14 protein-coding genes and 1 riboswitch are annotated in these 15,563 nt (G+C 37.7%); of the genes, 12 read left to right on the forward strand and 2 right to left on the reverse strand.

Features of this window, described 5'->3' with window-relative positions; translation table 11 throughout:
* The first annotated feature begins 115 nt into the window (after window positions 1-115).
* The 10 genes from J2S17_RS01070 (at window position 116) to J2S17_RS01115 (ending at window position 10,125) form a co-directional block, all read left to right on the forward strand.
* Window positions 116-1,222, forward strand: a complete 1,107-nt coding sequence (locus J2S17_RS01070; RefSeq protein ID WP_307471044.1) for an ABC transporter ATP-binding protein — start codon at window positions 116-118, stop codon at window positions 1,220-1,222.
* Window positions 1,212-2,018, forward strand: coding sequence for an ABC transporter permease (locus J2S17_RS01075; RefSeq protein ID WP_307471045.1), 807 nt, complete (start codon window positions 1,212-1,214; stop codon window positions 2,016-2,018). The genes J2S17_RS01070 and J2S17_RS01075 overlap by 11 nt, the downstream gene beginning before the upstream one ends.
* Window positions 2,015-2,818, forward strand: coding sequence for an ABC transporter permease (locus J2S17_RS01080; protein WP_307471047.1), 804 nt, complete (start codon window positions 2,015-2,017; stop codon window positions 2,816-2,818). The genes J2S17_RS01075 and J2S17_RS01080 overlap by 4 nt, the downstream gene beginning before the upstream one ends.
* Window positions 2,815-3,888, forward strand: coding sequence for an ABC transporter substrate-binding protein (locus J2S17_RS01085; RefSeq protein ID WP_307471049.1), 1,074 nt, complete (start codon window positions 2,815-2,817; stop codon window positions 3,886-3,888). The genes J2S17_RS01080 and J2S17_RS01085 overlap by 4 nt, the downstream gene beginning before the upstream one ends.
* 265 nt (window positions 3,889-4,153) lie before the next feature.
* Window positions 4,154-4,999, forward strand: coding sequence for a MurR/RpiR family transcriptional regulator (locus tag J2S17_RS01090; RefSeq protein WP_307471051.1), 846 nt, complete (start codon window positions 4,154-4,156; stop codon window positions 4,997-4,999).
* Between the two features lie 27 nt (window positions 5,000-5,026).
* On the forward strand, window positions 5,027-6,154 hold the full coding sequence (locus J2S17_RS01095) for a M20 peptidase aminoacylase family protein (RefSeq protein WP_307471053.1): 1,128 nt from the start codon (window positions 5,027-5,029) through the stop codon (window positions 6,152-6,154).
* 3 nt (window positions 6,155-6,157) lie between these two features.
* A complete protein-coding gene (locus J2S17_RS01100) occupies window positions 6,158-6,988 on the forward strand; it encodes a GNAT family N-acetyltransferase (protein ID WP_307471055.1) in 831 nt (276 codons plus the stop codon).
* A 14-nt stretch (window positions 6,989-7,002) separates the two neighbouring features.
* Window positions 7,003-8,109: an o-succinylbenzoate synthase gene (gene menC, locus J2S17_RS01105; protein WP_307471057.1), complete on the forward strand. Its 1,107-nt coding sequence runs from the start codon at window positions 7,003-7,005 to the stop codon at window positions 8,107-8,109.
* 103 nt (window positions 8,110-8,212) lie between these two features.
* Window positions 8,213-9,292 (forward strand): YkvI family membrane protein, encoded by a 1,080-nt coding sequence (locus J2S17_RS01110; protein WP_307471059.1) that lies wholly within the window; start codon window positions 8,213-8,215, stop codon window positions 9,290-9,292.
* A gap of 59 nt (window positions 9,293-9,351) precedes the next feature.
* Entirely contained in the window at window positions 9,352-10,125 is a 774-nt protein-coding gene (locus J2S17_RS01115; RefSeq protein WP_307471061.1) for a divergent polysaccharide deacetylase family protein, read from the forward strand.
* A gap of 156 nt (window positions 10,126-10,281) precedes the next feature.
* Here J2S17_RS01115 and J2S17_RS01120 read toward each other — a convergent pair whose 3' ends face one another.
* Together J2S17_RS01120 and J2S17_RS01125 are read right to left on the reverse strand one after the other, a co-directional pair.
* Window positions 10,282-11,484, reverse strand: a complete 1,203-nt coding sequence (locus tag J2S17_RS01120; RefSeq protein ID WP_307471063.1) for an ATP-binding protein — start codon at window positions 11,482-11,484, stop codon at window positions 10,282-10,284.
* Window positions 11,485-11,685: 201 nt separating this feature from the next.
* The gene (locus tag J2S17_RS01125; protein ID WP_307471065.1) at window positions 11,686-13,407 is read right to left on the reverse strand and encodes an AAA family ATPase; all 1,722 of its coding nucleotides are present in this window, start codon (window positions 13,405-13,407) and stop codon (window positions 11,686-11,688) included.
* A 510-nt stretch (window positions 13,408-13,917) separates the two neighbouring features.
* A riboswitch (TPP riboswitch) is annotated at window positions 13,918-14,021 on the forward strand.
* 55 nt (window positions 14,022-14,076) lie between these two features.
* On the opposite strand from J2S17_RS01125, the gene thiT reads away from it, so the two are divergent.
* Entirely contained in the window at window positions 14,077-14,679 is a 603-nt protein-coding gene (gene thiT, locus J2S17_RS01130) for an energy-coupled thiamine transporter ThiT (RefSeq protein ID WP_307471068.1), read from the forward strand.
* Between the two features lie 596 nt (window positions 14,680-15,275).
* Window positions 15,276-15,551, forward strand: a complete 276-nt coding sequence (locus tag J2S17_RS01135) for a hypothetical protein (RefSeq protein WP_307471070.1) — start codon at window positions 15,276-15,278, stop codon at window positions 15,549-15,551.
* Window positions 15,552-15,563 lie beyond the last annotated feature (12 nt).

Below are 15,563 nucleotides of genomic sequence, written 5' to 3' on the forward strand. Positions count from 1 at the left end.
TTGAAAAGGGTGTATATTAATAGAATAAAATGAGGATTTTATCCTGCTTGTATTGATAATGTTGTTTATTTAAACTAAAATTACTTATTGATAACTTTTACAGAAGGAGATTTACATGACTGATAAAACCATTATTCGTTTTCAACAAGTAACAAAGCAATATGATAATGACCCAGCCGTTCTCGATAATGTTTCGTTCGAAATTGAACGCGGGAAATTTTATACATTACTCGGACCTTCAGGTTGTGGAAAGACAACTATTTTACGATTAATTGCCGGTTTTATTGAACCGTCAGATGGAAATATATATTTTAATGGCAAAAAGGTAAATCAATTGCCTGCTAATAAGAGGCAAGTAAATACAGTTTTCCAAGATTATGCGTTATTTCCACACTTAAATGTATTTGAAAATGTTGCCTTCGGGTTAAGAATTAAAAAGATGAAAAGTAATATTGTAGAGCAAAAGGTAAAGGAAGCTCTCAGGTTTGTGAATTTAGAAGGGTACGAAAACCGTGAAATCAGGGAAATGTCAGGGGGGCAAAGACAGCGCGTCGCCATTGCAAGAGCCATCGTTAATGAGCCAGAAGTCATTCTCCTCGATGAACCGCTTTCTGCTTTAGATTTAAAGCTTCGTACTGAGATGCAATACGAACTTCGCGAACTGCAGAGAAATTTAGGGATTACCTTCATTTTTGTTACTCACGATCAAGAAGAAGCACTGGCTATGTCAGATGAAATATTTGTGCTGAATAACGGAAAAATCGAGCAGAGCGGAAATCCTAATGATATTTATGATGAACCAATTAATCGCTTTGTTGCTGATTTTATTGGGGAATCAAACATTGTTTCTGGAACAATGCTGGAAGATTATGTCGTGAAATTTACTGGCAAAACCTTTGAATGTGTGGATGGAGGCTTCCATCCCAATGAGGATGTTGAGATTGTCATTCGCCCAGAGGATTTGGAAATTACTAAACCACAAGATGGAAAACTGCAAGTGAAGGTCGATTCACAATTATTCAGAGGCGTGCATTATGAAATAAGCTGCTATGATAATGATGGCAATGAATGGTTGGTACACTCTACTAAAAAAGCAACAGTTGGTGAAAATATCGGATTGCATTTTGAATCTGAGGCCATTCATGTCATGAGATACGACGAAACAGAAGAAGATTTTGATAAGCGTTTGGAAGCTTATGAAGAGGGAAGCCATGGGAACTAAATCACGCAATTATTATTTAATCCCTTATGTCCTATGGATTGCACTTTTCGTTGTAGCGCCGATTCTGCTTGTTTTATATTATTCTTTTTTTAACATTGAAGGGCATTTTACATTAGAAAATTATAAGAAGTTTTTTACACCCGTTTATTTAAAGATGACGTTTAGTTCGTTTTGGTACGCATTTCTGATAACGTTCTTTACATTTATCATTGCGTATCCTACTGCATATTTACTTACAAAGACAAAGCATAAACAGCTGTGGCTGTTATTAATTATCGTACCTTCATGGATTAATTTATTGCTAAAAGCTTATGCATTCATTGGTATCTTTGGTACTTACGGTGCAGCGAATAAGTTTCTAGAAGCGATGGGTGTCGGAGGAAAGCAAATCCTATTTACTGATTTCAGCTTCGTGTTTGTGTCAGTTTACATTTTTCTTCCATTCATGATTTTACCGATTTTTAATGCGCTTAATGATTTGAATCCGTCATTGATAGATGCTTCCAATGATTTAGGAGCATCACCTTTGACAACATTTAAAAGAGTTATTTTTCCGTTAACCCTTGATGGCGTAAAAGCGGGTTGTCAAATTGTATTTATTCCAGCATTATCTCTCTTTATGCTGACGAGACTCATTGCAGGTAATCGTGTAATAACGTTAGGTACCGCAATCGAACAGCATTTTCTCGTTACGCAAGACTGGGGCATGGGTGCGACCATAGCTGTATTCTTAATTATTGCGATGGTCATTATTATGCTGTTAACTGGAAAAAGAAAGAGTGGGATGCTGCGATGAATAAAAAGTTTAAACTATCTTCCATTTATTTAGTTGCGATTTTCTTGATTCTCTATGCCCCGATCTTTTATTTAGTGTTCTATTCATTTAATAGCGGCGGAGATATGTATGGTTTTGAAGGTTTTACCCTTGAATGGTATAAAGAAATTTTTCAAGATACAAGGCTGCTGATTATCGTACTAAATACTATTATTGTTGCCTTATTATCCGCAGCTATCTCCACACTTCTTGGTGTGGCGGGTGCACTTGCTATTTATTATGCGAGGAAAAGGCAGACAAAAAATGCTTTGCTTTCTTTAAATAATGTACTTATTGTCAGCCCTGATGTAATCATTGGTGCATCATTCTTGATCTTTTTTACAATGATAGGGATCAAGCTTGGGTTTATATCAGTGTTGCTTGCTCATATCGCATTTAGTGTACCGATTGTCGTTTTAATGGTACTTCCTAAATTGGAAGAGATGAGTACGAGCATGATCTATGCAGCATTAGATTTGGGTGCCAGTAGATTTGATGTGTTAACCAAAGTGATTCTACCTTTTATTACTCCAGGGATTTTTGCTGGATTCTTTATGGCACTGACTTATTCCTTAGATGACTTCGCAGTGACTTTCTTTGTTACAGGCAATGGTTTCTCAACTTTGTCAGTAGAAATCTATTCACTTGCTAGGCAGGGCGTGTCGTTAGGCATCAATGCTTTGTCAGCCTTATTATTCTTGTTTACATTGCTTCTAGTGATTGGCTATTACTTTATTACTAAGAAGAATGATCGCCCAAACAGAATGGGGGTTAGACAATGAAACAGCTCGTTCGTGCACTCGTCATTGTCCTTGTTGTATCATTCGGATTGCTATATATTGTCAATCGATTAAATACAGCCCAAGGCTATACCGGTGATAATACCTTGACCGTATATAACTGGGGGGATTATATCGATCCAGATATTATCAGTCAATTTGAAGAAGAGACAGGTATAAAAGTCATTTATGAAACCTTTGATTCTAATGAAGCGATGCTGACAAAAATTCAGCAGGGAGGTACATCATATGATATTGCTGTCCCTTCTGAATATGCGATTGAGAAGATGAAGGAAGACGATTTATTACTGCCAATCGATCATGAAAAATTGCCTAATTTACCGTATATAGATTCGAGATTTCTTGACTTGTCATTTGATGAAAAGAATGAATACTCCATTCCTTATTTTTGGGGGACAGTTGGAGTGTTATATAATCCAGCAGAAGTCGGAAATTTAGACTTTAACAAATGGGATGACCTCTGGGATCCATCATTAAAGAATGATATCTTACTGGTAGATGGTGCCAGAGAAGTGATTGGCTTTGGCTTAAATAGCCTCAATTACTCATTAAATGAAACAAACAAGGATCGCCTTGTTGAAGCGAAAGAAAAACTTGATCATTTAACACCTAATATAAAAGCCATTGTAGGTGATGAAATAAGGCTATTAATGCAAAATGAAGAGGCAGCGGTTGCCGTACTGTGGTCAGGCATTGCCCAGGATGTTCTATGGGAAAATGAGAGCCTCGAATATGTCGTGCCTGAAGAGGGCTCTAATCTCTGGTTCGACAATATGGTTATTCCGAAAACAACCAAAAACCCTGAAGCAGCTCATATGTTCATTAATTACATGCTCGATCCAGAAATAGCTGCACAAAATGCAGAGTATGTAGGCTACTCAACGCCAAACAAAGGAGCATTAAATTACCTGGATGAAGACACAGTTAACGATGAACGCTTTTATCCCGATGAAGAAACAACTGAAAGCCTTGAAGTATATGAAAACCTTGGCAAACGAATGTTAGCTTTTTACAATGACTTGTTTTTACAGTTTAAGATGCATAGGAAATAAGTTGTAACAGGAACGACCGACTAGCTTGATGCTGGTTGGTCTTTTTTATAGAATAGATGAAACGGAAATTCGCCCATCCTCCTTTCTTAGAGGATTTAAATATTCCTGAAGAACGTCAATCAAAACTATTGCGCAACTAATCTATTCTTTTTTTCATTAAAGGGTTGAACTTTATTAAATATTGTGATAATTTTGTTCAAAGAAGAAGTTTGTGCTTCAAATATATTGCATATTCAGTTTAAACTTCAAAATGAAGGTGAAATAGATGAAATTAAAAGAAGTTATTACTTCAGCCTATGACAATCTATCAAAGAGTCAACAAAAAGTAGCTAAATATTTGCTTGAACACCCAAGGGAAATCGCAGTGTTATCTGCAACTGAGATTGGAGAACAGTCTGGAGTAAGTGAAACAACGGTCATCCGTTTCTGTTATGCAGTGGGTTTATCCGGATTTACAGAATTGCAAAAAAGTGTAAGGGAGCAGCTGTTATTAGAAAAAAGCAGCCTGCAAACCTATGTAACCGCCAAAGAATCATTGGCTGACGCGCCTCATTTACATGCAAGAGTGATGAAAAACGATAGTGAAAGAATCCAACAGGCGATCGATTTAATCAATGAAGAAGATTTCGAATTGATGTTGGAGAAAATTAAAGAAGCGGAAAAAATCTTCATCATAGGGTCGAGGACATCTTTTGCCGCTGCCAGCTGGCTGGCGTTTACTTTAGGGCTGGCAAGAGATCATGTGAAGCTTATTCGTTCAGATACAGATGATTTGCTGCATCTCCTTCAATCAATGAGTGAAACATCTTTACTTATATCCATTTCATTTCATCGCTATGTGAAGGAGACAATAAAGTTTACTGAAGTTGCAAAAAAACAAGCAGGATATGTAATTGGCATAACTGATTCACCTTTATCGCCATTGCAAAAGCATGCAGATTTATTGTTTCCTCTCATCCCAACTGGCCGATCGACGATTGATTCAACACCTGTTCTATTTTCATTTCTAAATGCAGCAGTTGCAGGTACAACCTTAAAGAATCGTGAGGGATTTGAAAATCGGAATAAAGAATACGATCTATTATATCGTGATTACTTTGAGCCATATTAACTGTAAATCATATAAGGGGTGAAAAGAATGAAAGAGTTAGAAGTATTAAAACCGACAATCCGTTCAATGTTTGAACATTTACATACACATCCAGAGGTAAGCTGGAAAGAGTTCGAAACGACGAAATATATCGCCCAAATCCTTCAAAAAGAGGGCATTGTCTATGAAAGGTTTGATGATTGCACAGGTCTTGTTGCAGAAATGGGTCAAGGTGAATCTGCCGTCGCCTTAAGAACAGATATCGATGCTTTATGGCAAGAGGTAGATGGGCAGTTTACAGCGAATCATTCCTGTGGTCATGACGCCCATATGACGATGGCTCTGGGAGCGATGCTCGTATTAAAAGCTTTAGGTGCTGAGAAGCATGGCAAAATTAAATTTATCTTTCAACCGGCTGAAGAGAAAGGAACCGGCGCATTGAAGCTCGTTGAAAAAGGAGTAGTCGATGATGTTAGTTTTCTATATGGTGTTCATCTTAGACCGATTCAAGAGCTTGCAGACGGTTATTCTTCACCAGCGATTTATCATGGTGCAGGGAAATTCATTGACGGTGAAATCATAGGTGAAGACGCACATGGTGCCAGACCTCATTTAGGTCATAGCGCAATTGAAGTTGGAGCAGCCATTGTTCAAGAAATCAATCGAATGAAGCTCGATCCGATGGTTCCGTACTCTGCAAAAATGACAAAATTCATTTCCGGTGGAGAATCAGGAAACATTATTCCAGGAAAAGCTTCATTCAGCCTTGATTTAAGAGCTCAGACTAACCAAACGATGGAAGTGCTAACATCAAAAGTAGAGAGCATTTTCAACTATATGTCTCATTTACATGAAGTGAAAGTAGATTGGGAGATAACAGCAAATGTGGCTGCTGCTGAAGTGGACTTAAAAGCTGTCGATTATATGGCCGAAGCTATTTCTGAAACACTAGGTATTGATAAATTGCAGGAACCCATTATTACTACTGGCGGAGAAGACTTTCACTTTTACACACTGAAGAAACCGGATATAAAAGCAACCATGCTGGGCCTTGGCTGTGGACTATCACCAGGTCTCCATCATCCTAATATGACATTTAATCATAAAGCAATTTATTCCGGTATAGAAATTCTTGTAAAAACAATCATGAAGACACTCGCAAAAGAAGGTGCATAAGAAATGAACGATGGTATAACGATACGCACATTAAAGACGGTGCAAGAATTACACCTCATTCAGGAATTAGAGTCAGAGGTTTGGGAAATGAACCCAATCCCCATTCATCAAACGATTACAGCCGTCAAAAATGGTGGTATCATGCTCGGTGCTTTTTATGAGGGGGAGCTTGTTGGCTTTAGCTATGGTTTTCCAGGATTTGATCACGGCAAAAGCTTTTTATGTTCACATATGCTTGGGATCCATCGTGATCACCGTGATAAAGGGATCGGAGCATTACTGAAAGAAGAACAGAAACAGGTGGCTATTCAGATGGGATACGATTTGATTCGTTGGACATTTGATCCGCTTCAAAGTCGAAATGCATACCTGAATTTATCAAAACTAAATGGGATATGCAGTGATTATGTGGAGAATTGTTATGGTGAAATGGAGGATGGAATTAATCAAGGCTTGCCTAGCGATCGTTTTAATATTGAATGGTGGATTGCAAGTGAACATGTAAATGAAACAACGAAAGATGAGATTAACCCAATCTCGCCGTTTGAATGGGAAAATGGCCGCGATGGCTTCCCTCGATTGAAGGAAACTGAAAGAGTGCTGCAATCTATAAATCTTAAGGATGAAGCGATCTTAGTCCCAATTCCTCTTCAATTTCAAGAAATGAAAGAAGCTTCATCAGAGCTTGCCCTGAAGTGGAGAATAGAAACAAGAAAAATCTTTCAACATTTATTTCAAAAGGGTTATGCTGCAATTTCTTTGAAAAAGGATTTTGATAATGGCATCGGCTATATGCATTTACTTAGAAGAGATTTATTAAAACTAGAAAAATAATAGGGGAGAATATCATGAAACTAACAGAAGTGACACTCAGACATTTAAAAATGAGATTGAAGGACCCATTCGCTACCAGCTTTGGTTCATTTCAAGATAAAGAATTTATTCTCTTAGAAGCAAAAGATGAAGAAGGAAGAATTGGCTGGGGTGAGTCTGTCGCATTTGATACTCCTTGGTACAATGAAGAGACTTTTAAAACGAACTGGCATATGCTCGAAGACTATCTTATTCCCGCTTTATTAAATAAGGAAATTGAGCATCCTGATCAGGTATCAGAAATCTTTGCTCCTTTTAGAAAAAATAATATGGCAAAATCTACAATCGAAGGAGCCGTATGGGATTTATATGCGAAGAGAAAAGGCATCACGCTTGCTGAAGCATTAGGCGGAAACAAGGAAAAGATTGAAGTGGGCATTAGCATAGGCATTCAAGATACTGTTGAGGATTTACTACAATTGATAGAAGGATATGTTGCAGAAGGATATAAACGAATGAAGGTGAAAATAAAGCCAGGCTGGGATATAGATGTGATGAGACAAGTAAGGGAACAATTCCCCGACATTCTTTTAATGGCAGATGCAAATTCAGCTTATCGCCTTTCTGATATTGATCATTTAAAACAATTGGATGAGTTTAATTTAATGATGATTGAACAGCCGCTTGCTTCTGATGATATTGTTGATCATGCAAAACTGCAAAAAGAAATCACAACTCCAGTTTGCTTAGATGAAAGTATACATTCTTTAGAAGATACAAGAAAGGCACATGAATTAGGCAGTTGTAAAATTATTAATATCAAGATTGGAAGGGTAGGAGGTATAACTGAATCGAAGAAAATCCATGACTATTGCAAGGAACATAATATTCCAGTATGGTGTGGCGGGATGTTAGAATCAGGCATCGGACGAGCGCATAATGTCGCTTTAACAACACTGGATAATTTCATTATGCCAGGTGATACAGCCGGGTCTTCCCGCTACTGGGAAAAGGATATTATAGATCCTGAGGTAGTGGTGCATGATGGTTATATTACAGTACCTGATAGACCAGGTATCGGTTATGAAGCAAACATGGATGCAATTAAACAGTTTACCATTAAAGAACAACGCTATTCTTAAACGTGATGAATCAATCAGCTGTTAGTATGAGTCTCCATATGAGCGGCTGATTGAATTAAAGTATAAAATATCAGAAAATTCCATCAACAGCAGGAGGAAAGCTATGAAAAAGGTTATTCAGATAGCAGGTGCATATATCGGGATCATTATTGGGGCAGGGTTTGCATCTGGTCAAGAGGTACTGCAGTTTTTTACAGCTTTTGGCTGGCTTGGATTTATCGGGACGATTATCGCGTCTACTTTATTTATTTTCTTAGGAATGAATATCACACAAATCGGCAGTCGCTTGCAAACGCAATCCCATAAAGAGGTTGTTCATCACATTTGCGGGAAATATATTGGGCTTGCGGTTGATTTTATTATTACTTTTTTCCTTTTTGGAGTAGCTGTGATAATGTTCGCCGGTGCCGGGTCGACCTTCGAACAGCAGTTCGGAATCCCTCAAGCTATTGGTAGCTTAATAATGGTCCTTCTAACCGTCTTTACTTGCTTTTTTAATGTGGACCGTGTCATCACGATCATTGGCAGTATTACACCATTTTTAATCTTGCTTGTCATTATCATCTCTGGCTACGCATTATTTACAGCCGATGCTGGTTTTACAGTTCTAAATACTATGGCGCAAGAAAGCGGTAATGCTGCTGCATCCAACTGGATGCTTGGATCTGTTTTGTATGTTTCCTTTAATATTACATGTGGAGTGGCGATGCTCGCTGTGATGGGCGGCACAACTAAAAATGAAAAACAGGCTGGATGGGGCGGTATTTTAGGAGGAGTTGGCTTAGGTATCTTGCTTATCCTAATTAATATCGGCATGTACACAAGGATAGGGGATGTTGGTGGATTGGATATCCCGATGCTTTACATCGCCAACGAGATTTCGCCTGCTGTTGGGATGATTATGTCCATCGTATTATTAGCGATGATTTATAATACTGCTGTTGGAATGATTTACGGTTTTTCTGCACGATTCATGAAGCCTAAAGGTAAGCAGTTTAAAGGCTTTGTATCAGCTGTCGGGTTAGTTGGTTATGGGTCGAGTTTCGTTGGATTCACCACACTAGTAGGGACATTATATCCAATTACTGGTTATCTGGGTTTGGTTTTAATAGCTGCAATCATTATTGCTTGGTTTAGAAGTAAAAAAACAGCAAGCCAGCCATTAAAAAAAATGAGTGCTTAGCTCCATTTATTTGTAAAACTCCTTTCTTTAGGAAAACCTAATGTCAAGGAGTGAGCAAAATGAGATATAAGCTGTTTTTAATTACTTTGGTAGTTCTGATATCAAGTCTTCTTACTTTTACATCCGCTGCTGCAGCTGTCGGGAAAAAAAATCTGTCCATTGTGATTGATGACTTCGGCAATAATATGAAGGGCACACAGGAAATGTTAAATTTGCCTGTAAAATTAACAGTCGCAATCATGCCGTTTATGCCAAGTACTGCAAGTGATGCTGAAACGGCTTGGCAAAAGGGACATGAAGTAATCATTCATATGCCGATGGAACCAAAGAAGGGCAAAAAAAGCTGGCTTGGACCTGGAGCAATTACTGCTGACTTAGAGGATGAAGAGGTAAGGAAAAGAGTGGAGCAAGCGATTCAAAATGTCCCTCATGCTGTTGGAATGAATCATCATATGGGATCAAAAATAACTGAAAATAAGCGGATAATGAGAATCGTTCTTCAGGTTTGTGCAGAGCATGGCCTCTATTATCTTGATAGTAAAACGACAGGGAAAAGCGTGATTCCTAAGCTTGCAGAGGAATTGCAGCTTCCGTATTTAGAAAATATGCTATTTTTTGATGATGTTTACACAAGATCACATATAGCAAAGCAAGCTCAATTACTTCATACAAAACTAGACCATAAAGAGGGAATGATAGCAATCGGCCATGTAGGTATTGCAGGTCCACTCATGGTTTCAGTGTTAAAGGAGTATTTGCCACTTTATCAAAATAAGGTGAATATTGTTCCGTTATCGTCTTTAATCAAGGGTCGTGAATGGATTGTTGAATAATAAAAGAACGACCTTCCGAGCATTTCGGAAGGTCGTTTTGATAAATGCAAGAATACATAATAGTAGAAAATACTTAGAATATATTTCTTGGGAAACCGCAGGAATAGACATTTCATCCTATATTTCTTCATGTTTTTCTACAAATAATGATAGGTTTCATTCCTCGCTAACTGAAGGGAACATAATGATAAAAGATGTTCCAATGCCTTCCTCGCTAGTGATCTTATACTGGCCATTCATTCTCTTGATAATATCAAAAGCAATCATAAGACCCAAACCAGTACCTCTTGATTTGGTTGAATAATACGGCTGACCAATTTGTTTTAGTTGTTTTTTTGAAATGCCGGCTCCTTCATCTTTTAAAGAAACGATTGCGTATTCACCCTCTGATACAGCCATTACTTCTATATTTCCACCGTTTTCCATTGATTCAATTCCATTCTTAATTAAATTGATCAATAACTGCTTTAACTCATTAGGGTTGCCTTTGATATACAGATTAGGATTAACGGAAGCAATTAAGCTCACATTGGAAATATGGGCAAAAGACTGCATGAAAATGACTACATCATTAATCACTTCTTCAAGGTGAATCATTTCTGTTAATGAATAGGAAGGCTTTGCAAGCGTAAGGAAATCACTAATGATTTGATTCGTTCTTTCTAATTCTTTTAAAGATACACTTATGTATTGCTGTTGTTTTTGATTAAGGTTTTGATCAGTTTGCATTAATTGCATAAAACCTTTAACCGTCGTCATTGGATTGCGAATTTCGTGTGCTACAGATGCCGCAAGCTGACTGATTGCATTCATTTTATCAGCGGTTTGCAGTTTATTTCTTAAATCACTTTTTAGCTGATCAAGTTCAATGAGATAGATAGTAACTACCAAAGTAATCATTGACATAAGTGAAAAAATCAATAAATTATCAACATCTTCAAGCTGTTCATTATTCATAAAAAGGATCAAACGGCTAATAGAAATGGGGATATAAAAAAGTAGTCCAATCATTAACCTTCTTATAAATGTGCCATTCAAAAAGTACCTTCTAATGCTTAAAAAAATCGCGGTAAAGATTGTATAGTTAAGAATCAGAAAGAATATCCCGCTTGGATCGGTTATCCCTTTAAATAAAACAATGAAACCGATCATTAGTATTCCTGCATTGATACTTACATAAAAAAAAGCGATAAAAACTGGAATTAACTTTAAATCGAAAGTGGTTCCGTCCATGATGTGGACAGGGTATGTGATGGTAAGGATTAACGAAAATACAATAAACAATAAAAATGTATAATCAGCTTTTAAATCATTTGGCTTTTTAGGCAAAATAATCCTAATTAAGGGGATAATCATCATTATAAAAAAATGAAGAATAAGACTATTCATAAATTCATACAAAAGAACCATTCCCCCAATGATAATATATTCATAATTAATTAAACATTTTGTCGAAAAAGTCCTTTATTTTAATCAGTATAATAAAAATAAAAGCAGAAAACCGGAAAATATTATGAATTTTGTCATATAATAAATAAAAACCGGTCAAAAGGACCGGTTTTAACTAACAATAATATGTTCTTTCTCTTGGTCGACAATCTTTTGAACTTCTGCACCTTCTAAAGTTTCTTTCATAAGAAGTGCCTCAACAAGTTGTTTATATTGATTTTGATAAGAATTGATAATTGTTTCAGCTTTTAGGCTTGCTTTTTTAAAGAGTTCTTGCAGTTTTTCTTCCTTTGCACGGTCGTTAAAGGTTAGCGTAAATCCATCTTCTAGTAGTCCTATATCTACCATCTGCTCTAGAATATTTTTTGCCTGCTGAACATCTCCGCTCACACCTATGCTATGCTCACCCAGAACCATTCTTTCAGCTATGCCGCCAGCTAAGATCATCGCTACTTGATCAAGGAGTTCAGATGAAGTAGAAAGATGCATTTCTTTTGGTATAGGAGCAACATAGCCGAGTGCCTGACCCCTAGGGATAATGGTTGCTTTTCTAACCGATCCGGGTTTTGTGACAGCAGCTAAAAGTGCATGTCCTGCTTCGTGAACGGCTACTCGTTTCTTAATTTGATCATCCTGTAAGCTCTGATTGCTGCTTCCTAAAATCGTCCGGTCAAGTGCAAAATCAAGATCCTCTTTTGTTATTAATTTTTGCCCATTTCTAATGGCTCTTCTACTGGCAGTTTCAAATAGTGAATGGATATCTGCTCCTGAAAAACCGGACGTAGTTTCAGCTAATTGACTGAGTGAAGCCTGGACATCCGGAGCCAATGATCTTTCTCTTGTGTGGATATCTATGATTTCTTTACGACCATGCCTGTCAGGCAACTGAACATGAAAGGAAAAATCAATCCGTCCTGGTCGTAAAAAGGCTTCATCAAGCATGTCCCGTCGGTTTGTTGCGGCGATAAAAAGAATCCCATCGTTAGAATGACCGCCATCAAGCTGAACAAGAAGTTCAGTTAATGTCTTTTCACCTTCTTCACCGCCATGAGGCTTTCGCTTACCGGCTAACGCATCTACTTCATCAATAAAAATGACTGCAGGTGTTTGCTTTCTTGCATTTTGGAAAAGAGAACGGATGCGTGATGCACCGACCCCAACAAACAGCTCATTAAAGGCAGAACCGCTTGCTGAGAAGAAAGAAGAACCTAACTCTTTTGCGATCGCTTGAGCTAATAAAGTTTTACCTGTACCTGGCGGACCGTAAAGTAGGATTCCTTTTGGAGCCTGAATTCCCAAGTCACTCGACCGCTTAGGGTCTTTTAAAGTAGACAGTGTTTGCATAATCTCTTCCTTCATTTCCTGATGAATACCGCCTACATCTTTAAGTGAAATTTCAGGAAGGGGCTTAGCTTTCGAAACACTCTGTTTCATCGAATTTGTAGCACCCGCTTTTCCAGACTTAACGATAAAGAACCCCACTGCAAAAGTAATCAAGAAAAATGCTGCAAGAATCCAGATAGTAAAAGGATTTGTTGTAGAATATGAATATTGAATGGGATACTGATTCACCAGTTGTTCAACCATATCACCTTGCGGGGGGACATGTGATTGAAATTCGCCTTCATTGGTCGTAATATTTAATTTTCCGTTTTTATATTCAGTAATAGAAACCACTCCTGCATTCTCAGAAGAAATGACTTCTTCTACTGCAGAAAAGGGGATGGTTTCTGGCTGCTTTTGCTGAGAAATAAAGAAAATAGATGTCAAAATCGCTATAAGGACAATGGCCATAATGATAAACAATGAAGATCTCTTCATGTGCAATTTCAAAAAATAACCCCCTAATAATGAAATGCGGAGGAGCCTCGAACAGCCCCGACAAGCATAAGACAGGTCAACCGGAAAGGCGGACTTTGCCTTTTTGGTGGACCTGGCATATGACCTCGAGGGGCTAGGCTCCGCAGCTGGACAAAATGAAATGCAGAGGAGCCTCGAACAGCCCCGACAAGCATAAGACAGGTCAACCGGAAAGGCGGACTTTGCCTTTTTGGTGGACCTGGCATATGACCTCGAGGGGCTAGGCTCCGCAGCTGGACAAAATGAAATGCGGAGGAGCCTCGAACAGCCCCGACAAGCATAAGACAATGTATGATTATCTACGAAGTCGAAAAACTTCTTACTTAAGATAAAACTATAAATATTTCTATATATACATTATAAATTAGGTTGAATAGGTATCTATAGTACAAGTTCATGTAAATCCAGGAAAAAAATTCAATTTTATTTTCATCTTCACAAATATATTAAGGTGATATATACTGTACATAATTACATAGAAACGTAAGCCACAAGGGGAGCACTTGCTGAGAGTGAATAGTTTTTTCTATTCTGACCCTTTGAACCTGTTAGTTAATGCTAGCGCAGGAATGTGGGACGATGTCATTAAGACTATTTGTTCTTCCTTGAGGTGTGCGTATTTTACCGAAAGGGAGTTTTTTAATGACTAAAAAGTTAAGTTTATTAGCTTTGATCGAAATATCATTCTTTGCAGCCTTTGCACTTATTTTGGATTTATTTCCATCAATTAAGCTCTCACCATCGATTTCCATTTCCTTTGCAATGGTGCCTATTTTTATATTGGCTTTTCGCTGGGGCTTTAAAGTAAGTGTAATTGCAGGTTTTTTATGGGGAGTATTACAGGTCGTGACAGGTGATGCATGGATAGCAACACCGACCCAAGCATTCATCGAATATTTTGTTGCCTTTGCATTTATAGGAGGAGCAGGACTGTTTTATTCTTCTATTCGGAAAAATCTGAGAACCGGAGAAAAGAAAAAAGCATTGCTTTGGATGGTGTTAGCTATATTCGTTGGGTCTGCAGCACGTTATTTTTGGCACTTTCTTGCAGGAGTTATCTTTTTCGGAAGTCTCGCTCCAAAAGGGGTGTCACCGGTTATGTTTTCATTTACTGCAAATGGATTAACGCTGCTGGGTACATGGATGTTATGCTCAATCATCACAGTCGCTATCGTGTCAACAGCACCAAGCTTGGTAATTAGGAAAGATGCAGATTTTATCAAGCCAGAACAGAAAGTGTCATAAGCTTCATTCTTAACCGGTTCACTAATCGTGAATCGGTTTTTTAGTTGGCTTTGCATTTCTTTCTTTTTATCATCTGCTCATAAGAGATGAAAAGGAATCAAGCTATAAAATAATAGCCCTACAATAAGGATAAAAAGGATTGAAGGGTAATTAAACCCCGAAAAACCACCATTCATTAGTAATTTGCAAGGAACGAAGAGCGAAAAAATATAAATAGCCTCACCAATCCCTTTAAGTGCAAAAACTCATTTGAAATACTTCTCTAAAGTCAATTCATAAAAGTAGGAAAAAAACAAGCAAATAGAAGGGACGATAGTGAATGTAATAGCGCCAATTGTCACAAAGTAATCTCATAAAATAAAATGGATGCTATTGAACCAAAGTGAATGACAGCGATAACAATGTTCTATTTGCGTAAGGGATCCTTGAGGTAAAGCCATTTTCACCAATAATTTATAAGAATAATCCCACAAAACAATATATATAAATAACATAATGTCAACTGGATAATACGTCTATTTTATGTCTATTTTCCGAAAAAATATTGACAACATTGTGAACGGGGAGGATAATGGATGCAAAGGAGGATGATGGAAATGAACACAAGAGAATCAATGTTAAATGCGGTGAAGTACTTTGGTGGGACATTACTAATAGCTGGAATCATCATCTTTTCGATCGGTTTCTTTGGAAACGTATCCAGCACACTTACTGGAGTAGGAATCGGCACAGTGATGGGCGCAATTTTTGTTTTTCTAATGGGAATCTTTTTTGTAGCAACTGAGGAAGTACTCGAGAAGACGAAGAGAGAGAGTGGGGCGGAGTTAGCTAAAATTACGCCAATTGCCATAACCTCAATAAAAACAAAATAGGAGCGCCTAGAT

Origin of the sequence: Cytobacillus purgationiresistens (assembly GCF_030813235.1) — a bacterium.
GTDB lineage: Bacteria > Bacillota > Bacilli > Bacillales > Cytobacillaceae > Cytobacillus > Cytobacillus purgationiresistens.